This window comes from Micromonospora sp. NPDC049048, from assembly GCF_043197615.1.
Taxonomy (GTDB): Bacteria; Actinomycetota; Actinomycetes; order Mycobacteriales; family Micromonosporaceae; genus Micromonospora.
Genome location: NZ_JBICTM010000003.1, coordinates 389,062 through 407,895, shown reverse-complemented (window position 1 = coordinate 407,895; position 18,834 = coordinate 389,062). Strand labels below are relative to the sequence as shown.

The following is an 18,834-nucleotide window of genomic DNA, read 5'->3' as shown; positions in this document are numbered from 1 at the left end:
GGTGAGTGAGCCGATCTCTCATCCTAGACCGGTGGTGACGCCTGATGCGGATGGGACGCGAGTGTCGGACCGGACCGCTACGGTGCCGCCGATGGCACAGACCGAGTACGTCCAGGAGCCGCTGGCCGGTTTCGACCCGGGCGCGGGCGGGATCGACCCGGCGTTGCCGCTGTACGCGACGACGTTCGTGGTGGTCGACCTGGAGACCACCGGCGGCGCGCCGGACGGCGGCGGGATCACCGAGATCGGCGCCGTCAAGGTGCGCGGCGGCGAGGAGCTGGGCGTGCTGGCCACCCTGGTCAACCCCGGCGTGCCCATTCCGCCGTTCATCACGGTGCTCACCGGCATCACCCAGGCCATGCTGCTGCCGGCCCCACCGATCGAGCAGGTGCTGCCGAGCTTCCTGGAGTTCGTCGCCGACGCCGTGCTGGTCGCCCACAACGCCCCCTACGACGTGGGCTTCCTCAAGGCCGCCTGCGCGAAGCACGGCTACCGCTGGCCCAACCCGCGGGTGCTCGACACTGCCGCGCTGGCCCGCCGGGTGCTCACCCGCGACGAGGTGCCCAACCGCAAGCTGGGCACCCTCGCGGCCTACTTCCGCACCGCCACCCGGCCGACCCACCGGGCGCTCGACGACGCCAAGGCCACCGTCGACGTGCTGCACGGGCTGATCGCCCGCCTGGCCGGGCACCGGGTCGACACCGTCGGCGACGCCATCGAGTTCGCCCGGGCGGTCACCCCGACCCAGCGCCGCAAGCGGCACCTGGCCGAGGGGCTGCCCAAGGCGCCGGGGGTCTACATCTTCCGGGCCGCCGACGACCGACCGCTCTACGTCGGCACCTCCGGCGACATCGCCACCCGCGTGCGCAGCTACTTCACGGCGGCGGAGAAGCGGGCCCGGATCTCCGAGATGCTCGCCGCGGCGGAGCGGGTGGAGGCGGTCCAGTGCGCCCACTCCCTGGAGGCGGAGGTGCGCGAGCTGCGGCTGATCGCGGCGCACGCCCCGCCGTACAACCGGCGCTCGAAGTTCCCGGAGCGGATGCTCTGGCTGAAGCTGACCGACGGGCCGTACCCCCGGCTGTCGGTGGTGCGGGGCATCTCCCCCGGCGACGCCGCCTACCTCGGGCCGTTCAGCTCCCGCCGGTCGGCGGAGCTGGCCGCCGCCGGCTTCCACGACGCCGTGCCGCTGCGCCAGTGCACCCACCGGCTCTCGCTGCGCACGGTCACGCCGGCCTGCGCGCTGGCCGAGCTGGGTCGCTGCCCGGCGCCCTGCGAGCACCGGATCTCCCCCGAGGAGTACGACGCCCGCGCGGTCGCGCCGTTCCGTACCGCCACCGCCAGCGACCCCCGAGCGGTGGTCGACGCCCTGCTCGCCCGGATCGACGCGCTCTCGAAGGCCCAGCGCTACGAGGAGGCGGCGGTGGCCCGGTCCCGGCTGGCGGCGGTGCTGCGGGCGACCGTACGGATGCAGCGGCTGACGGCGCTGACCGGCATCGCCGAGCTGGCGGCGGCCCGCCCGGCGGCCCGCGGCGGCTGGGAGCTGGCGCTCGTGCGGCACGGCCGGCTGGCCGGGGCCGGGGCCTCGCCCCCCGGTGTCCACCCCCGACCGACGATCGCCGCGATCCGGGCGACCGCCGAGACCGTCCTACCCGGTCACGGCCCGGTCCCGCGCGCCTCGGCCGAGGAGACCGAACGCATCCTGTCCTGGTTGGAACGTCCGGAGACCCGGTTGGTGGAGATGTCCTCCGGCTGGGCGTCCCCGGTTGCCGGCGCGGCCCGCTTCCGTGACCTGCTGGCCAAGGCCGAGAAAGCCGCTTCCCACCAAAGCTCGACCGAACGCCCATGACCAAGTGACCGATCGGACTACCTCGACTCCCTTAGTCTGTTAGAGAAGTGCAGTCCTGCCCGTTTCGTGGGCCTGCTCCCCGCTTGCCGGGTGTCGGCGGCGGGGGGCCGGGGTGAGGAGGTGTCCCACGTGGACGTCGACGCCGGACGCGGCGCCGCCCTGGGGGGCGCCCTCCCGACCCAACCGGGCGAGCTGCCGCTGGCCCGCCGGCTGCGCTCGCTGCTGAGCTGGCCCACCGCCGACACCGATCCGGTCGGGCAGCTCGTCCGGACCCACCGGACGATCCACCCCGGCACCGAGCCCTCCGTGCTGCGCCGGGCCTACACCATCGCGGAGAACATGCACCGCGGGCAGTTCCGCAAGAGCGGCGAGCCCTACATCACCCATCCGCTGGCGGTGGCCCAGATCTGCGCCGAGATCGGCATGGACGCCACCACCCTGGTCGCCGCGCTGCTGCACGACACCGTGGAGGACACCCGCTACACCCTCCAGGCGCTCGCCGAGGACTTCGGGCGGGAGGTGGCGCACCTGGTCGACGGGGTGACCAAGTTCGACAAGGCGTTCTACGGCAAGGCCGCCGAGGCCGAGACGATCCGCAAGATGATCATCGCGGCCGGCAAGGACGTCCGGGTTCTGATCATCAAGTTGGCCGACCGGCTGCACAACATGCGTACCCTGGGCGTCCGGTCCGCCGCGTCGCGGGAGCGGATCGCCCGCAAGACGCAGGAGGTCCTGGTCCCGCTCTGCGACCGGCTCGGCATCCAGATGCTCAAGCGCGAGCTCGACGACGTGGTGCTGCTGCACCTGGAGCCCGACGAGCACGCCCGGATCGCCCGGCACGTGCACGACCGGCCGGGCTGGGACGCGTACCTCGACGAGGTGGTCACCCGGGCCAGGTCGGCCCTGCGCCGCAGCCGGGTCGACGCGGTGGTGACCCCCCGCTCCCGGCACCTCTACTCGATCTGGAAGGACACGGTGGCCGGTGGCCACAGCGTCCCCTTCGACCTGCCCCGCATCGCGATCGTGGTGGACGGCCCGCCCACCGACTGCTACGCGGCGCTCGGCGCGATCCACGGCACGTGGCGGCCGGTTCCCGGCCGGTTCAAGGACTTCATCGCCTCCCCCAAGAACAACCTCTACCGCTCGCTGCACACCAGCGTCTGCGGGCCCAAGGACCGCACCGTGGAGGTGCTGATCCGCACCGAGGAGATGCACCGCTCGGCGGAGTACGGCGTCGCCGCCGACTTCCGCTTCCCGCGTTCCGGCGCCGGCACGGCAGCGGCCCGCGCCGAGCAGCTCGACTGGCTGCGCCGGGTGCTCGACTGGGAGCAGGAGACGGCCGATCCGGCCCAGTTCCTCGAATCGCTGCGGTGCGACCTCGCCGAGGCGCAGATCCAGGTCTTCGCCGACGGGCGGCAGGTCGTGCTGCCCGCCGGGGCGACCCCGGTCGACCTCGCGTACGAACTGGGCACCGAGCGGGGCGACCACTGTCTCGCGGTGCGGATCAACGGCCGGCTGGCCCCGCTCTCCTCCGAACTGGACGAGGGCGACGTGGTGGAGATCTTCACCGAGACCGACGCGGCGAACGGCTTCGACGCCGCCGTCGCCCCGCGCGGCCCCCGGCGGGAGTGGCTCGGCTTCGTCAAGTCACCGCAGGCGCAGATGCAGATCAGCCGGTGGTTCGCCGACCACACCGAGCCCGGCATCTCCATCACCGACAAGGTCCGGCTCGGCCGCGCCACCATCGGGCTGGCCCTGCGCAAGCACAACCGGGGCCTCGCCAGCGACCTGCCGCTGCTGCGGCTGTCGGAGGAGTTGGGCTATCCCGACCTGGAGACCCTGCTGGTCGCGGTGTTCGACCGGGTGATCGAACCGGACGCCGTCGTACGCCAGCTCATCGACCTGGTGGACCACCGGCAGTGACGGCTACGGCCCAGGTGCTCCGAACGTTCCTCGCGGCCACTAGCCTGGACGGATGATCTCCCGCTCCCGCGCCACCGGTCGGGCCGTCGCCTACCAGGTCTTCTACCGGCTGCCGTTGCCGGTACGCCGCCGCCTGGTCCGGCTGGCCGTGCCGAAGTACATCGTCGGCGCGGTCACCCTCGTCCGGGACAGCGAGGCCGAGGGGGCGGGTCGGCTGCTGCTGCTGCGCCAGCCACCCGGCAGGGGCTGGGGGCTGCCCGCCGGCCTGTTGCAGAAGGGCGAGGCACCGGTGGTGGGCGCCGCCCGCGAGCTGTACGAGGAGTCGGGCGTCCGGCTCTCGCCCCGGCAGCTGAGCCCCGCCGTGCCGAACGCCGTGGTGCACGCCAAGGGCTGGGTCGACGTCGTGTTCACCGCCGAGGTGCCGGCGTCGAGCACCGAGCTGAAGGTCGACGGCGCGGAGGTCTTCGAGGCCGCCTGGCACCCGCTGGACGACCTGCCCAAGCTGACCTGGCCGACGGCCCGGCTGCTCGCCTACTACGACATCGGGCCGCTGGCCGGGCAGTTCCCGCCACCGGTGCCCGACACGAAGCCGTGACCGCCGGCCCGGCCGATCGGGACCTGCCCGTCGCGGCCCGGGCGGTCTGCGCGGTCGTGCTCGCCGCCGGGGAGGGCACCCGGCTGCGGCCGTTGACCGAGCGGCTGCCCAAGGCGCTCTGCCCGGTGGGCAACGCGCCGCTGCTCGACCGGGCGCTCGACCGGCTGGCCGGGCTCGGCCTGGTCGGGCCCGCCCGGGTCGCCGTCAACGCCTGTTACCTCGGCCAGCAGGTCGTCGACCACGTCGGGGGCCGCGCCCGCCTCTCCGTGGAGCCGGGCGACCCTCTCGGCACCGCGGGCGGGGTGGCGAACCTACGGGAGTGGATCGCCGGGCGCGGGGTGCTGGTCGGCAACGCCGACGCCTACCTCGCCGACCCGGCGCGCCCCCCGGGCCCCGACATCGCCGCGCTGCTTGACGGCTGGGACGGCGACTCCGTACGCCTGCTCGGCCAGCCCGCCGCCGACCCGACGGCGCCGGGCACCTTCGACGGGCACGTGTTCACCGGCTTCTCCCTGCTGCCGTGGCGGCTGGTGCGGGAGTTGCCGGTCGAGTTCGGCGACCTCGTCCGGGCCGTCTGGCGGCCGGCGGAGGCGGCCGGCGCGCTGACCGTCGTGCCGTACGCCGGCACCTTCCTCGACACCGGCACCCCGGCCGACTACCTGGCGGCCAACCTGCACGCGGCCGGCGGTGGCAACCTGGTGGACCCGACGGCCACGGTGACGGGCCGCTGCCGCTCGGCGGTGATCGGCGCGGGCGCGGTCGTCCACGGCGACGTGGAGCGCGTGGTCGTCTGGCCCGGTGCCACCGTGGGCCCCGGCGAGCGCCTGCGCGACGCGGTCCGCGCCGGTACCGACCTCACCGTCCCCGGCACACCGCCGTCCCGGCGGCGGGGGAACATCTAGCATGGGCGACGACGCCGACGAACGGAGAAGTGCCCCGTGATCACCGCGATCGTGCTGATCGACTGCGCCACCGACTCGATCCCCGAGGTGGCCGAGAACCTGGCCAACCTGCCCGGCGTCAGCGAGGTCTACTCGGTGGCGGGCCACGTCGACCTGATCGCGATGGTCCGGGTCCGGGAGTTCGAGCAGATCGCCCAGGTGATCGCCGGCAGCATCTCGAAGGTGCCGGGGGTGCTGAACACCGAGTCGCACATCGCCTTCCGGGCGTACTCCCAGCACGATCTGGAGGAGGCGTTCGCGATCGGCCTCGCGAACGCCGACTGACGCGGGCCCCCGCCCGAGGCCGCCGGCCCGGATGTGCGACGGCCGGCCCACCGATGGGTGGACCGGCCGTCGTCGTACGCGACGTCAGCTCTGCTGGGGAACCGGCGTCTCGAAGGTGCCACCCGGAGCCGGCGACTCGGTGGTGCCGCCCGGAGCCGGGGTCTCGGTGCTGGTGCCGCCCGGAGCCGGCGTCGTGCCACCCGGGCTCGGGGTGCCGCTGGCGCTGGTCTGCGGCACCGGGATGCCCAACTGCTCGGCCAGCTGCACCAGCGCGTCGTAGTGCGCCTGGAGCGTCGGCAGGGCGGTCTGGGCCAGTTGGACCACCGACTGTTCGGAGCCCTGCGAGATCTCCGTCTGGGTGGCCTGGATGGCCTGGACGTGGCCGGCCAGCTCGCTGGTCACCCAGAGCCGGTCGAACTCCTCGCCGCTGGCGTTGTTGAGCTGGTCGATGACGGACTGCTGGTCCGCGGTGGGCTCACTCGGCAACTCCACACCGAGCTGGGACGCGGTCTGCTGCACCGTCTGGTCGAGCTCAGTGTGGTCCGTCTTGAGCCGGGCCCCCAGGTCCTTGACCCCCTGGTTCTGGCCCTTCTGCTCGGCCAGGCCACCGGCGGTGATCTCGAACAGGTTGACCTGGTGGATGGCCTGCAGGTACTGGGTGTCCTGCTGTGACGGCTGCACCGCGGCCTGCGCCGCAGCAGCCGGCGCGACCCCCACCAGCACCAGCGCGGCCAGTAGGCCGAGGCGTTTGATACCCAACATGCTTCCTCCCCCTTGAGACGTTGGACCGCACGCATACCCGGCTGACCGGGGTTATTCCTGCGATTCCCCGACGAGGGCGGCGACCGGCCGACACGCCCGTGTCGACGTGTCGGCGGGCGGAAACGGACGTGGCGCCCGCCGGAGGACTCCGGTGGGCGCCACGTCGGGGGTGTCGCGGGTCAGCGGCGGCTCTCGCCGCTGCCGATCTCCTCCCGCTCCGGTCGGGGCTCGACCGGCGGGTGCCCCGGCGAGACCGGCGCCTCGGCCGGCTTCTCGATCGGGTAGAAGAAGCCCCGGATGGCCGGGCCGAGGGCGCCGAGCCGGTTCATCTTCTTCGGCACGACCCAGCCGGCGTACTCCAGGCCGTGGCCGTGGCCGTCGCCCGGGGCGAGCGGCTGGTGCACCTCTTCGAAGCGGCCGTCCGGCAGGCGCCGGATGATGCCGGTCTCGACACCGTGGGCGAGCACCTCACGGTCGTGCTGCTGCAGGCCCAGGCAGATCCGGTAGGTGACGTAGTACGCCAACGGCGGCAGGATCAGCAGACCGATCCGGCCCGCCCAGGTCATCGCGTTCAGGCTGATCTGGAACTTGTCGGCGATGACGTCGTTGGCGCCGGAGAGGGTCAGCACGATGAAGAACGCCAGCGCCATGGCGCCCAGGCCGGTACGGGCCGGCACGTCCCGGGGCCGCTGGAGCAGGTTGTGGCTCCGGGTGTCCTTGAGGCGCCGGGCCTCGAGGAACGGATAGAGCGTCGACAGGCCGACCAGGATGCCCGGCAGCACGACCGTCGGCCAGAACAGCGGCGGGATCACGTACCCGTCGCCGATCGGGATGTTGATCTCCCAGGCGGGCATCAGACGGGTCGAGCCGTCGAGGAACATGACGTACCAGTCGGGCTGGCTGGCGGCCGAGACCACCCACGCCTCGTACGGGCCGAACAGCCAGATCGGGTTGATCTGGAACAGGCCGCCCAGCAGCGCGATCACGCCGAAGACGACCATGAAGAAGCCGCCCTGCTTGATGGCGTAGCGGGGGAACATCCGCTCGCCGACCACGTTGCCGTTGGTCCGGCCGGGGCCGGGCCACTGGGTGTGCTTCTGCTTGAAGACCAGGCCCAGGTGGGCGCCGATCAGCGCGAGCAGCAGGCCCGGGACGAGCAGCACGTGGGCGATGTAGAACCGGCTGATGATGATCGTGCCCGGGAACTCCCCGCCGAACACCGACGAGGTGACCCAGGAGCCGATCACCGGGATGGAGAGCATGATCGCCGAGGCGATCCGCAGACCGGTGCCGGAGAGGCCGTCGTCCGGCAGCGAGTAGCCGGTGAAGCCGGCGAGGAAGCCGACCCAGAACAGCAGCGAGCCGATGATCCAGTTGGTCTCACGCGGCTTGCGGAACGCGCCGGTGAAGAAGACCCGGAGCATGTGCACCACGATGGCCGCCATGAACAGCAGCGCCGACCAGTGGTGCATCTGCCGCATGATCAGGCCACCGCGGACGTCGAACGAGATGTCCAGGCTGGAGGCGTACGCGGCCGACATCGGCGTGCCCCGCAGCGGGGCGTAGCTGCCGTTGTAGACCACCTCGGTCATCGCCGGCTCGAAGAAGAAGGTCAGGAAGACCCCGGTCAGCAGCAGGACGATGAACGAGAACAGCGCGATCTCGCCGAGCAGGAAGGACCAGTGGTCCGGGAAGACCTTGTTCAGCAGCCGGCGCAGCGGGGTGGCCACCTGGAAGCGGTCGTCCACTCCCCGGGCGGCGTTGCCCGGCACAGCTGCCATGTCGAACTTGCGCCGCTTCACGGCCGCTCCCAGAAGTCGGGCCCGACGGTCTCGGTGTAGTCGGACTTGGCCACGAAGTAGCCCTCGGCGTCCACCTCGATCGGCAACTGCGGCAGCCGTCGGCTGGCCGGGCCGAAGATGGGCCGGGCGTTGTCGGTGATCAGGAACTGCGACTGGTGGCACGGGCAGAGCAGGCGGTTGGTCTGCTGCTCGTACAGGCTCGCCGGGCAACCGGCGTGCGTGCAGATCTTGGAGAACGCGGCGTAGTTGCCCCACATGTAGCCGCCGTGCTGCTCCCGCTCGTTGGCCTGACGCGACTTCTCCGCGTCGAAGTCGCGCAGGTGGATCAGCAGGGTCGGCGAGTCCGCGTGCAGGTTGCTCACGCCGTGCGGGATGCCGGGGAAGACCGTGATCTGGCCGCCCGCGCTGACGTCCGCCGGACGCACCGGACGGCCGTCCTCGCGGACCAGGCGGACCTTCTGGCCGTTCTCGGCCGGGGCGAACCCGGTCGTGAACATCTGGTTGTTCTTGTGCGGCTGGGAGATCAGGCCGCCGACCAGGGGCGCCGCGGCGACCGCGCCGACCGGCGCGAGACCGGCCAGCAGCGAGATGCCGAGCAGCGGCCGGCGCTTCACGCCCAGCTCGTCGGCCATGTAGAGCATGGTCTGGCCGGTGATGATCCGGTCGTCGGAGGCCACGGCACCCTCGTGCCGGTCCTGGATCGAGACCTCCTTCGGCAGCAGCTTCTTGCCCCAGGTCAGGATGCCGAAACCGATGCCGAGCAGGGCCACGCCCAGGGTGACGCCGAGCAGCGGGGTGTACCACTTGTCGCCGCCGCTGCCCGGGGTGTACTTCCACGGCCACCAGATGTAGATGACCAGGAAGGCGGTCGCCGCCAGGCCGGTCAGCAGGAAGAACGAGGCGACCGTACGGGTCAGCCGGCGCTCGGCCTTGCTGCCCGGCGCGACCTGCGGCTCGTAGTGGACGATCTCGATGTCGTCCCGGCGCGCGCCCTCCCGGACGATGTCGAACTGGCTGAGCCCGGGGGTGTTCACGTCGAGCGGCTCCCGGCCCTGCTGAGCCTGGTGCTCGGTGTGCGTGGTCATGCCGTCACCTCGCTACGCGCGATGCCGGCCTGCGGCACCACGGCACTGAATCGGATGAGCCGCCCGGTCACGACTTGCCCGCAATCCACAGGCTCGCGAAGACGAGCGCGACGATGCCCACCAGGAAGATGACCACGCCCTCGGTGGACGGCCCGTACCGACCGAGGTTGAAGCCGCCCGGGTCACGGTCGTGCTTCAGGGTCTCCTGGATGTAGGCGATGAGGTCCGCCTTCTGGTCCGGAGTGATCTGGTTGTCACCGAAGACCGGCATGTTCTGCGGGCCGCTCAGCATGGCGGCGTAGATCTGCCGGTCGGTGGCCGGGCGCAGGCTCGGCGCGTACTTGCCGGAGGACAGGGCGCCACCGCCACCGCCGAAGGCGTGGCACTGCGCGCAGTTGATCCGGAACAGCTCGCCACCGGCCGCGACGTTGCCGTCGGCGTGCAGGTTGTCGCCGTCGGGCACGACCGGTCCGCCACCGAGCTCCTGGATGTACTGGGCGAGCTGGCGGACCTCCTCGTCGGTGAAGAGCTCCGGCTTGCGCTGGGCCTGGGCTTCCTGCCGGGCCATGGGCATGCGGCCGGAGCTGACCTGGAACTCCACCGAGGCACCGCCGACGCCGATCAGGCTCGGCCCGCGCCCCTCGACGCCCTGGGCGTTGCGACCGTGACAGGTCACACAGCTCACGTCGAACAGCGCCTTGCCCTCGGCGGCGGCACCGGTGAGCGGGGTGTCCTGCGCCTGCGCGCCGGGGGCGAAGACGGTGTAGGCGCCGCCGGCCAGCATCAGCGCGGCGAGCAGCCGGACCGCGGCGCCCAGCCGGCGGCGGCCCCTGCTGCGCGCCGCGGGCCGCTCGCGCAGCCGCGCGAGCAGACCGCGTCGGCGGTCGTTGTCAGAAGTCATGACCTGTGTCCTTAACCGGTTGGACCTTGTGTCAGGGGACGGAGCAGCGGCGCGGTTCGTGACGCGCCAAGATCACTGAAGCCAGTAGATCATCGCGTAGAGCCCGATCCACACGACGTCGACGAAGTGCCAGTAGTAGGACACGACGATCGCCGACGTCGCCTGGGCCGGCGTGAACCGGCCCATGGTGGTGCGGATCATGAAGATGACGAAGGCGACGAGACCGCCGGCGACGTGCAGGCCGTGGAAGCCGGTGGTCAGGTAGAACATCGACCCGTAACCGTCTTCGTTGATCTTGATGCCCGCGTGCACCAGCTCGCGGTACTCGTTGAGCTGGCCGAGCACGAAGATCAGGCCCATCACGAAGGTGATCGTGAACCAGCGCCGCAGCGCGTGCACGTCACCCCTCTCGGCGGCGAACACACCGATCTGACAGGTCACCGACGACGCCACCAGGATCAGCGTGAAGGTGGTCGCGTACGGGATGTTCAGGTGCTCGGTGTGCTTCGCCCACTGCTCCGGCGCCGCCGCGCGGATGGAGAAGTACATCGCGAACAGCGCCGCGAAGAACATGAGTTCGCTGGAGAGCCACACGATCGTCCCGACGCTGACCATGTTGGGTCGTGTCAGGGAGTGGATCCGGCTCTTGTCAATGGCTGGGGCCGCAGTCACGCGGTCATTATTGCCCTTGACCGGGGCAGGCGATCAGCGGGGGGCCAAACCCGTGGCATCCACAGCCCGATCGGGGCAGTCCGGTTCGCCTGACCTAGGCTGAAAAGCGTGCTGCACGCCGATCCGATCTCCGCCGCAGCCGCCCTCGCCGCGCCGGCGGCGACCGCGGCCACCCCACCGCCGTTCACCGTGACGTCGGTGTTCACCGAGACGAAGCTGGACAGCTGGCTCGCCGTCGGGCTGGTACTGGCCGCCGGCGTCTACCTCTACGGGGTGCACCGGCTGCGGGTCCGGGGCGACCGGTGGCCCGTCGCCAGGACGGTCTTCTTCCTCGGCCCCGGCCTCGGCGGCATCGCGGCGGTCACCGTCAGCGGCCTGCACGCGTACGACACGGCGCTGCTGTCGGTGCACATGGTCCAGCACATGGTGCTCTCCATGATCTCGCCGATCTTCCTCGCGCTGGGCGCGCCGGTGACGCTGGCCCTGCGCACCCTGCCGCCGCGACCGCGCAAGCGGCTGCTGGCGGTCGTGCACAGCCGCGTCGCGCGGATCTACAGCTTCCCGCTGGTGGCGTTCGCCATCTTCGTGGTGAACCCGTTCGCGCTCTACTTCACCGACCTGTACCGCTACACGCTGGAGCACGCGTGGGCGCACGAGGTCGTGCACGCGCACTTCATCATGACCGGCTGCGTGTTCTTCTGGCCGCTGCTCGGGCTCGACCCGCTGCCGGGCCGCTGGCCGTACCCGGCCCGGGCGCTGCTGATGCTGCTCTCCGTGCCGTTCCACACCGTGCTCGGCCTCACCATCATGCAGAGCAGCACGCTGTTCGGCGGCGACTGGTACCCGTCGCTCGGGCTGACCTGGTCGGACCCGTGGCAGGACCAGGTGGTCGCCGGCGGCATCCTCTGGGCCGGCGGCGAGTTCGTCAGCGTGACCATGCTGGCCGTGCTGGTCGTGCAGTGGATGCGCCACGCCGAGCGGGAGGCCCGCCGGGTCGACCGCGACCTGGACCGCCAGGAGGCCCGTCAGCGCGCCGCGGAGGCCAGCGCCTGAGCCGCCCCGGCGGGGTACGCCCCGACGCCGCACCGGCCGGACGTCGCCCATCTCACCCCGACCGGTACGATCAGCGGGCAGCCACGAGGTGGGAGCCACTCCACCGACGAGCGCACGCAGCGAACGAATCATCAGGCTCAGTGTGTTGGTGCCGCACGACGGCACGGAGCGAAGCGGAGTGTCGGCATGAGCGATCGTCTTTGCACCGTCCTGCTCTACAGCGACGACCCGGCGGTCCGTGACCGGATGCGCCTCGCCGTCGGGCCGCGCCCCGCGCCCGGTCTGCGGATCGAGTTCGTCGAGGCGTCGACCTACGCCGAGTGCGTCCGGCTCGTCGACGACTACGAGATCGACCTGCTGGTGCTCGACGGCGAGGCGAGCCCGGGCGGCGGCATCGGCATCGCCCGGCAGATCAAGGACGACCGGGACGACGCTCCCCCGACCTGCGTGGTGATCGCCCGCGCCGCCGACCGGTGGCTCGCGGCCTACGCCGAGGTCGACGCCACCCTGGTGCACCCGCTCGACCCCGTGACCACCGGCACGACGGTGGCCGAGCTGCTGCGGGCGCACGCACCCGCCTGACGTCCCCGCGCCGGCTGCCAGGGCGCCCGGCCGTACCGGTGCCGGTTCCATCCCACCCGCATCTCGCACGCTCGGGAGACCCACCATGGGCGAACGGTCCTGGCCGCACCTGCTCAACGCGCTGCTGCGCGGCGAGGAACTCGCCACGGCCGACACCGCCTGGGCGATGGGCGAGATCATGGCGGGCTCGGCGGCCCCGGCGCAGATGGCGGGCTTCGTCGTCGCGCTGCGCGCCAAGGGTGAGACCTCGGTCGAACTGGCCGGCCTGGTGGAGGCGATGCTCGGCCGGGCGGTCCCGGTCGAGCTGCCCGACGAGGTGCGCGCCACCGCCCTCGACGTGGTCGGCACCGGCGGTGACCTTGCGCACACGGTCAACATCTCGACGATGGCCTCCCTGGTGGTGGCGGGCGCGGGCGTGCGCGTGGTGAAGCACGGCAACCGGGCGGCCTCCTCCTCGTGCGGCACCGCCGACGTGCTGGAGTTCCTCGGCGTGCCGCTCGACCTGGGCCCCGAGGGGGTGGCCCGGTGCGTCGCCGAGGCGGGCATGGGCTTCTGCTTCGCGGCCCGGTTCCACCCCGGGATGCGGCACACCGGCCCGGTACGCCGCGAGCTGGGCGTGCCCACCGTGTTCAACTTCCTCGGCCCGCTGACCAACCCGGCGCGGCCCCGCGCCGGCGCGGTCGGCTGCTTCGACGCCCGGATGGCCCCGGTGATGGCCGGTGTCTTCGCCGCCCGTGGTGACTCCGTGCTGGTGATGCGCGGCGAGGACGGGCTCGACGAGTTCACGACCGCCGCGCCCACCCGCGTCTGGGCGGCCCAGGGCGGGGTCGTCAGGGAGTCGCTGCTGGACGCGGCCGACCTCGGGGTACCCCGGGCCACCCTGGCCGATCTGCGGGGCGGTGACGCGGCCTTCAACGCCGACGTGGTCCGCCGGTTGCTGGCCGGCGAGACCGGCCCGGTGCGCGACGCCGTCCTGGTCAACGCGGCGGCGGCGCTGGCCACGCAGGGCCCGCTCGACGGCGACCTCACCGGGGCGCTGCGGGCCGGGATGGACCGGGCCGCCGAGTCCGTCGACTCCGGGGCCGCCGCCCGCGTCCTCGACCGCTGGATCGAGGTCGCGCGCTCCGCCTGAGGCCGGGTGCCGCCGGAGGTTGTCGGACCCCCGTGGGAAACTACAGCTGAGTAGTTCCCACCACCGTCCTGCGTCGGGCGCGGCAGTTCCCGCCGGCGCGTACGACACCCACGCGGGACCGGAGCGAGAGGAGACGCCCGTGTCGGAGCGCGAGCTCTACTGCGACACCTGTGAGGGCGTCGAGCCGTTCGAGGCGCCACCGTGCGCCGACGGCCACGGCGCCGACTGCCCCGAACTGCTCTGCACCGGCTGCGGCACGGCCGTGCTGATCGGCACCGGCGTCCTCGAGTTGGCGCGCCTGACCGCCCGGCGCCGCCCACCGGTCCACCGCCGCGCCGCCTGACCGGCCCACCGCCGCGTCCCGCCGGCACCACCGCGGTCGCGGCGTCGGGCACCGGGGCTCCTGGGGCTCCTCCCGCCCGCACAGGCCGGAGCGGGTTGAGCGCGCTGCCGCTCCAGCCCCACGACGGCGTTCCCGCGACCCGCACACCGATCCGACGACCGAAGGCCCGCCTCCGTAAGGGAGGCGGGCCTTCGTGACGTACGTGGGTCGGGTACGACCGGCGGATCAGTGCTCGGCGGTGCGCCGGGTGCCGCTGTAGTACTCGAACAGCAGGCCGCAGACGGAGAACGTGACCGCCAGCAGGCCCAACCCGAGCAGCCAGAACTGCCAGAACGCGAGGCCGAACCCGGCGATCCCGACGGCGATCGCCAGACCCAGCGGCCAGTAGCTGCCGGGGCTGAAGAAGCCGATCTCGCCCGCGCCGTCGGCGATCTCACCGTCCGGCCGGTCCTCCGGCCGCAGGTCGATGCGGCGGGACACGAACCAGAAGAAGCCACCGCACATGGTGCAGAGCAGGAAGCTCAGCAGCAGGGCGACCGTGCCGATCCACTCGACGTGACCGCCGGAGTCGGCGGCCGTCCACCCGCCGTAGAGGACGGTGGCGAAGAGCAGGAACCCGGCGATGACCAGGAAGATGCGCCACTCGGTCTTCATGCCCGATCCCTCAGCTTCCCGCGCCGGCCGGCGCGTCGTCCGGGTTGAAGTTGGCCTCGGTGCGGCGGGTCTCGAACGGCCGCGTGGTCTTCGCGTACGGGTCCTCGCCGATGGCCGTCAGCGCCTCCTGCGTGGACCTGCCGTCGCGCTTGGCCGCCAGGAACTGCTCGTACTTCTCCGGGGAGACGACCCGCAGCTCGAAGTTCATGAAGGCGTGGTAGCTGCCGCAGAGTTCGGCGCAGCGACCGACGTAGGCGCCCTCGGACTCCAGCTTCGAGACCTCGAAGACGTTGCGGATCTTGCCCGGCATGACGTCACGCTTGAACAGCAGCTCCGGCACCCAGAAGGAGTGGATGACGTCGCGGCTGGTCTCCTCGAACCGGATGGACCGGTCGGTCGGCAGCACCAGGATCGGGATGACCTCGCTGGTGCCGAGCACGGAGGCGACGGTGTTGGCGTCCTGCCCCTGGCCGTCGCGGTAGTTGAACTGCCAGTTCCACTTGAACGCGACCACCTCGACCGTGACGTCGGGGTTCTTGGTCGTCCGCACCACGTCGGTCTGCACGACTGCCGTGTAGTAGAAGAGCACGGAGACGATCAGGATCGGCGCGATGGTGTAGAGGAACTCCATCGGCATGTTGTAACGGGTCTGCACCGGCAGCTCGTTGCCCCGCTTGCGGTAGCGCACGACGCACCAGAAGATCAGGCCCCACACGAAGACGCCGACCGCGAGCGCCGCGATGCACGAGGCGATCCACAGGTCGTACATCCGGTGCGACTCGGGCGTGATGCCGCCCTGCGGCCAGCCGAACCCGCCGAACGCCGCGCCGACGTCACAGCCCGTGAGCAGGACCAGCAGCGCCGCTCCACCGAGACCGAGCCCGGCGATCCGACCGGCACCACGTCCCCGGCGCCCACCGGCTCCTGGGGCAGCGCTGTGCCGTACGGCCGACGGCCGTACCTCCGAACTCCTTGCGACCACCTGGTCCTGCCTCCCTAGCGCGCCGCGGTGTCTTGTCCCTGCCCTCCGCCTGCGGAGCGACAGCACCAGCGGCAAAGGCGTCACCGACGGTCGCAGATTACTCGACCATGAGGAACTCGACCGTGTTGGGGTCGCTGTCGGCCCCCATCGGGGGGATCTTGGGCATACCGGCGCGATACGTTGGCTTGCGTGAGCGCATCCCCGGTCTACCTGGACGCGGCCACCGCCGCGCCGCCGCACCCGGTCGCCCGGCAGGCGCTGCTGGCCGCCCTCGAGGACGGCTGGGCGGACCCCGGCCGGCTCTACTCGCAGGCGCGCCGCGCCCGGCAACTCCTCGACGCCGCCCGCGAGGCCTGCGCGCAGACGCTCGGCGTCCGCGCCGACGAACTCTCCTTCACCCCCAGCGGTACGACGGCCGCGCACTCCGCCGTGCTGGGGGGCCTGGCCGGTCGCCGGCGGGTCGGCCCCGCCCTGGTGCACTCCGCGATCGAACACTCGGCGGTGCTGCACGCCGCCGAGCGGCACCTCGCGGCGGGCGGCACGGCCACGTCCGTGCCGGTGGACCGGCTGGGCCGGCTCGACCTGGAGCGTTGGGCGGCGGCGGTCCGGGCGCCGGGGGTGGCGCTGGCCGCGCTGATCGCCGCCAGCCACGAGGTCGGCACGCTCCAGCCGGTGGCCGAGGCCGCGCGGGACTGCGCCGAGGCGGGAGTGCCGCTGTACGTTGACGCCGCCCAGGTGGTGGGCCGGGCCCCGGTGCCGACGGGCTGGTCGGTGCTGACCGCCAGCGCGCACAAGTGGGGCGGGCCGCCCGGCGTGGGGCTGCTGGTCGTACGCAAGGGCACCCGCTGGGAGTCGCCCTGGCCGGCCGACGAGCGGGAGGCCGGGCGTACGCCGGGGGTGCTGAATCTGCCGGCGGTGGTGGCGGCGGCGGCGAGCCTGCGCGCGGCGGCGGCCGACGCGGCGGCCGAGGCGGCCCGGCTGACGCCCCTGGTGGACCGGATCCGGGCCCGGGTGGCGGCGGAGGTGCCCGACGTGGAGGTGGTGGGTGATCCCGACCACCGCCTCCCGCACCTGGTGACGTTCTCCTGCCTCTACGTCGACGGCGAGGCCCTGCTGCACGCGCTCGACCGGCGCGGGTTCGCCGTCTCCTCGGGCTCCTCGTGCACGTCGTCGACGCTGCGTCCCTCGCACGTGCTGGAGGCGATGGGGGTGCTCTCGCACGGCAACGTACGGGTCTCGCTGCACCGGGAGACGACGGAGGCCGACGTGGAGCGCTTCCTCACCGAACTTCCCGGCATCGTGGCGGGGCTGCGCGCCGAGGCCGGGGTGGTGGGGCTGTGACGGCGCCGGCGGAGATCCTCGACTGCCGGGGCCAGCGCTGCCCCCTGCCCGTGATCGCGGCGGCCCGGCGGCTGCCCGAGCTGCCCGTCGGCACGGTGGTACGGGTGCTCGCCGACGATCCGGCGGCGGCGGTGGACATCCCGGCCTGGTGCCGGATGCGCGGCCAGGAGTTCCTCGGCACGATCACCGGCCCCGACGGCCCCGCCTACGACGTCCGCCGCCGGCACTGACCCTGGCCTCGGACCTTTCCCCGCAGGGTCGGCAGACGCGGAGCGGCGGGCCGCCACCGGCGGTGCGGGGCGCCGCGCCGGCCCGGGCAACCGGGGTGTTCTCGCCCACGCCCGGCAGCCCGGCCGACGCGGCCCGCGCCGACGTCAGGGCAGCAGGTGCGGGCGGACGTCCTCGGCGGCGGCGTCGCCGTACGACTCGGCGAGACGCTTGACGAACAGGTCGCGGCGGACCTCGTACTCCTGCGTGCCGACGGTCTCCAGCACCAGGGTGGCGAGCAGCGAACCGACCTGGGCGGCCCGCTCCAGCCCGAGGCCCCAGGAGAGCGCCGTGAAGAAGCCGGCCCGGAAGCCGTCGCCGACGCCGGTCGGGTCGACCGCCCGGGTCTCCCGCGCGATCGGCACGTGGATCGGGTCGAAGTCGCGCCCGGCGATCTCCACGCCGTGCTTGCCCAGCGTGGTGACCCGCACCTTCACCCGGTCGAGCAGCTGCGCGTCGGTCAGCCCGGCCTTGCTCTGCAGCAGCGACTTCTCGTAGTCGTTGGTCATCAGGTACTCGGCGCCGTCGATCAGCCCGACGACGTCCTCGCCGTCCATGCGGGCGAGCTGCTGGGACGGGTCGGCGGCGAACCGGTAGCCCCGGTCCCGGCACTCCGCGGAGTGCCGCAGCATCGCCTCCGGGTCGTTGGCGCCCACCAGGACCAGGTCCAGCCCGTCGAGACGGCGGGCCACCGGCGCCAGCTCGATGTTGCGGGCCTCGCTCATCGCCCCGGCGTAGAACGAGGCGATCTGGCACATCTCGGTGTCCGTGGTGCAGACGAACCGGGCGGTGTGTGCCACCTCGCTGACGTGCACCGAGTCGCAGTCGACGCCGTGGCGCTCCAGCCAGGAGCGGTAGTCGGCGAAGTCCGCGCCGACCGCGCCGACCAGGACCGGGCGCAGGCCGAGCTGCCCCATGCCGAAGGAGATGTTGGCCGCCACCCCGCCGCGCCGGAGCACCAGGTCGTCCACCAGGAAGGAGAGCGAGACCTTGTGCAGCTGGTCGGCGATGAACTGGTCGGCGAAGCGACCGGGGAAGCTCATCAGATGGTCGGTGGCGATCGAGCCGGTCACGGCGATCTTCATGTCAACCTCGGGGTCGGGAGCAGGGCGCCGGTCAGCCTACCGGCCCGGCCCCCTCAGGATGACCTGTCGGTCGGCCCCGGGTCACCTTCCCGGCGGCCCCGTCCCGAAGCGGAAGACGACGGCGGGGCCGTCCCGTGGGACGGCCCCGCCGTGGTCAGCGAAGGTGCGGCTCAGCTGAACGAGTCGCCGCAGGCGCAGGAGTTGCCCGCGTTGGGGTTGTCGATGGTGAAGCCCTGGGCGTCGATCCGGTCGGCGAAGTCGATGGTGGCGCCAGCCAGGTAGGGGGCGCTCATCCGGTCGACGACGACCTCGACACCGTCGTAGTCGGTGACGACGTCACCGTCGAGCGAGCGCTCGTCGAAGAAGAGCTGGTAACGCAGGCCGGAGCAGCCACCCGGCTGCACGGCGACCCGGAGCCGCAGGTCGTCGCGGCCCTCCTGCTCGATCAGGGCCTTGACCTTCTGCGCCGCGACGTCGGTGAGGACGACGGACGTGGGGGCCTTGGCCTCGGTCGAGTCGGTCTGCGCTGGCGTGGTCACGTGAAATCTCCCTGCGCGGTTGGGTCCGGACGAACTGGCCAACA

Annotated in this window: 20 protein-coding genes; 11 read left to right on the top strand and 9 right to left on the bottom strand. The window is 72.4% G+C overall.

What is annotated here, in order from left to right:
* The first annotated feature begins 91 nt into the window (after nt 1-91).
* The 5 genes from ACGFIG_RS12465 to ACGFIG_RS12445 all read left to right on the top strand — a co-directional run bounded on the left by ACGFIG_RS12465 (nt 92) and on the right by ACGFIG_RS12445 (nt 5,590).
* Nucleotides 92-1,846 (top strand): DEDD exonuclease domain-containing protein, encoded by a 1,755-nt coding sequence (locus ACGFIG_RS12465; protein ID WP_393002067.1) that lies wholly within the window; start codon nt 92-94, stop codon nt 1,844-1,846.
* A gap of 129 nt (nt 1,847-1,975) precedes the next feature.
* Nucleotides 1,976-3,769 (top strand): RelA/SpoT family protein, encoded by a 1,794-nt coding sequence (locus ACGFIG_RS12460; protein ID WP_393002899.1) that lies wholly within the window; start codon nt 1,976-1,978, stop codon nt 3,767-3,769.
* A 52-nt stretch (nt 3,770-3,821) separates the two neighbouring features.
* Entirely contained in the window at nt 3,822-4,364 is a 543-nt protein-coding gene (locus ACGFIG_RS12455) for an NUDIX domain-containing protein (protein WP_393002065.1), read from the top strand.
* Complete coding sequence (locus ACGFIG_RS12450) at nt 4,361-5,266, top strand: NDP-sugar synthase (RefSeq protein WP_393002063.1); 906 nt, start codon at nt 4,361-4,363, stop codon at nt 5,264-5,266. The genes ACGFIG_RS12455 and ACGFIG_RS12450 overlap by 4 nt, the downstream gene beginning before the upstream one ends.
* Before the next feature lie 36 nt (nt 5,267-5,302).
* Nucleotides 5,303-5,590 carry an Lrp/AsnC family transcriptional regulator gene (locus ACGFIG_RS12445; protein WP_088999172.1) on the top strand — a complete coding sequence of 96 codons (288 nt, stop codon included), beginning with the start codon at nt 5,303-5,305 and terminating at the stop codon, nt 5,588-5,590.
* 84 nt (nt 5,591-5,674) lie between these two features.
* On the opposite strand, the gene ACGFIG_RS12440 is transcribed toward ACGFIG_RS12445, so the two are convergent.
* The 5 genes from ACGFIG_RS12440 to ACGFIG_RS12420 all read right to left on the bottom strand — a co-directional run bounded on the left by ACGFIG_RS12440 (nt 5,675) and on the right by ACGFIG_RS12420 (nt 10,812).
* Complete coding sequence (locus ACGFIG_RS12440; RefSeq protein WP_393002061.1) at nt 5,675-6,352, bottom strand: DUF4142 domain-containing protein; 678 nt, start codon at nt 6,350-6,352, stop codon at nt 5,675-5,677.
* A 179-nt stretch (nt 6,353-6,531) separates the two neighbouring features.
* Nucleotides 6,532-8,154 (bottom strand): cytochrome bc complex cytochrome b subunit, encoded by a 1,623-nt coding sequence (locus ACGFIG_RS12435; RefSeq protein WP_393002059.1) that lies wholly within the window; start codon nt 8,152-8,154, stop codon nt 6,532-6,534.
* Nucleotides 8,151-9,239 (bottom strand): ubiquinol-cytochrome c reductase iron-sulfur subunit, encoded by a 1,089-nt coding sequence (locus ACGFIG_RS12430; protein WP_393002057.1) that lies wholly within the window; start codon nt 9,237-9,239, stop codon nt 8,151-8,153. Before ACGFIG_RS12430 ends, ACGFIG_RS12435 begins: the two co-directional genes overlap by 4 nt.
* Before the next feature lie 67 nt (nt 9,240-9,306).
* Nucleotides 9,307-10,140, bottom strand: coding sequence for a cytochrome c (locus ACGFIG_RS12425; protein WP_393002055.1), 834 nt, complete (start codon nt 10,138-10,140; stop codon nt 9,307-9,309).
* A 72-nt stretch (nt 10,141-10,212) separates the two neighbouring features.
* Complete coding sequence (locus ACGFIG_RS12420) at nt 10,213-10,812, bottom strand: heme-copper oxidase subunit III (protein WP_393002053.1); 600 nt, start codon at nt 10,810-10,812, stop codon at nt 10,213-10,215.
* A gap of 108 nt (nt 10,813-10,920) precedes the next feature.
* On the opposite strand from ACGFIG_RS12420, the gene ACGFIG_RS12415 reads away from it, so the two are divergent.
* From ACGFIG_RS12415 to ACGFIG_RS12400, 4 genes are all read left to right on the top strand, one after another.
* Nucleotides 10,921-11,865: a cytochrome c oxidase assembly protein gene (locus tag ACGFIG_RS12415; RefSeq protein WP_393002051.1), complete on the top strand. Its 945-nt coding sequence runs from the start codon at nt 10,921-10,923 to the stop codon at nt 11,863-11,865.
* A 186-nt stretch (nt 11,866-12,051) separates the two neighbouring features.
* Nucleotides 12,052-12,447, top strand: coding sequence for a hypothetical protein (locus ACGFIG_RS12410; RefSeq protein ID WP_393002049.1), 396 nt, complete (start codon nt 12,052-12,054; stop codon nt 12,445-12,447).
* A gap of 85 nt (nt 12,448-12,532) precedes the next feature.
* Nucleotides 12,533-13,579: an anthranilate phosphoribosyltransferase gene (gene trpD / locus ACGFIG_RS12405; protein ID WP_393002047.1), complete on the top strand. Its 1,047-nt coding sequence runs from the start codon at nt 12,533-12,535 to the stop codon at nt 13,577-13,579.
* A gap of 139 nt (nt 13,580-13,718) precedes the next feature.
* Entirely contained in the window at nt 13,719-13,922 is a 204-nt protein-coding gene (locus ACGFIG_RS12400; protein WP_393002045.1) for a hypothetical protein, read from the top strand.
* A gap of 225 nt (nt 13,923-14,147) precedes the next feature.
* Here the strand turns inward: ACGFIG_RS12400 and ACGFIG_RS12395 are convergent, their stop codons facing one another.
* Together ACGFIG_RS12395 and coxB are read right to left on the bottom strand one after the other, a co-directional pair.
* Nucleotides 14,148-14,576 carry a cytochrome c oxidase subunit 4 gene (locus tag ACGFIG_RS12395; RefSeq protein WP_393002043.1) on the bottom strand — a complete coding sequence of 143 codons (429 nt, stop codon included), beginning with the start codon at nt 14,574-14,576 and terminating at the stop codon, nt 14,148-14,150.
* A 10-nt stretch (nt 14,577-14,586) separates the two neighbouring features.
* On the bottom strand, nt 14,587-15,558 hold the full coding sequence (coxB, locus tag ACGFIG_RS12390) for a cytochrome c oxidase subunit II (protein ID WP_393002041.1): 972 nt from the start codon (nt 15,556-15,558) through the stop codon (nt 14,587-14,589).
* A 189-nt stretch (nt 15,559-15,747) separates the two neighbouring features.
* Between coxB and ACGFIG_RS12385 the strand changes: the two genes are divergently transcribed.
* On the top strand, nt 15,748-16,899 hold the full coding sequence (locus ACGFIG_RS12385) for a cysteine desulfurase family protein (protein ID WP_393002039.1): 1,152 nt from the start codon (nt 15,748-15,750) through the stop codon (nt 16,897-16,899).
* A complete protein-coding gene (locus ACGFIG_RS12380; RefSeq protein WP_393002037.1) occupies nt 16,896-17,129 on the top strand; it encodes a sulfurtransferase TusA family protein in 234 nt (77 codons plus the stop codon). Before ACGFIG_RS12385 ends, ACGFIG_RS12380 begins: the two co-directional genes overlap by 4 nt.
* 144 nt (nt 17,130-17,273) lie before the next feature.
* On the opposite strand, the gene ACGFIG_RS12375 is transcribed toward ACGFIG_RS12380, so the two are convergent.
* Together ACGFIG_RS12375 and erpA are read right to left on the bottom strand one after the other, a co-directional pair.
* Nucleotides 17,274-18,251, bottom strand: coding sequence for a carbohydrate kinase family protein (locus tag ACGFIG_RS12375; protein ID WP_393002035.1), 978 nt, complete (start codon nt 18,249-18,251; stop codon nt 17,274-17,276).
* 170 nt (nt 18,252-18,421) lie between these two features.
* A complete protein-coding gene (gene erpA, locus ACGFIG_RS12370) occupies nt 18,422-18,790 on the bottom strand; it encodes an iron-sulfur cluster insertion protein ErpA (RefSeq protein ID WP_393002033.1) in 369 nt (122 codons plus the stop codon).
* Nucleotides 18,791-18,834 lie beyond the last annotated feature (44 nt).

What these genes read in the sequence shown, in the direction of transcription:
- ACGFIG_RS12465 (WP_393002067.1), top strand. Translation starts at nt 92, where the DNA reads ATGGCACAGACCGAGTACGTCCAGGAGCCGCTGGCCGGTTTCGACCCG.
- ACGFIG_RS12455 (WP_393002065.1), top strand. Translation starts at nt 3,822, where the DNA reads ATGATCTCCCGCTCCCGCGCCACCGGTCGGGCCGTCGCCTACCAGGTC.
- ACGFIG_RS12440 (WP_393002061.1), bottom strand. Translation starts at nt 6,352, where the DNA reads ATGTTGGGTATCAAACGCCTCGGCCTACTGGCCGCGCTGGTGCTGGTG.
- ACGFIG_RS12430 (WP_393002057.1), bottom strand. Translation starts at nt 9,239, where the DNA reads ATGACCACGCACACCGAGCACCAGGCTCAGCAGGGCCGGGAGCCGCTC.
- ACGFIG_RS12425 (WP_393002055.1), bottom strand. Translation starts at nt 10,140, where the DNA reads ATGACTTCTGACAACGACCGCCGACGCGGTCTGCTCGCGCGGCTGCGC.
- ACGFIG_RS12410 (WP_393002049.1), top strand. Translation starts at nt 12,052, where the DNA reads ATGAGCGATCGTCTTTGCACCGTCCTGCTCTACAGCGACGACCCGGCG.
- trpD (WP_393002047.1), top strand. Translation starts at nt 12,533, where the DNA reads ATGGGCGAACGGTCCTGGCCGCACCTGCTCAACGCGCTGCTGCGCGGC.
- ACGFIG_RS12395 (WP_393002043.1), bottom strand. Translation starts at nt 14,576, where the DNA reads ATGAAGACCGAGTGGCGCATCTTCCTGGTCATCGCCGGGTTCCTGCTC.
- ACGFIG_RS12375 (WP_393002035.1), bottom strand. Translation starts at nt 18,251, where the DNA reads ATGAAGATCGCCGTGACCGGCTCGATCGCCACCGACCATCTGATGAGC.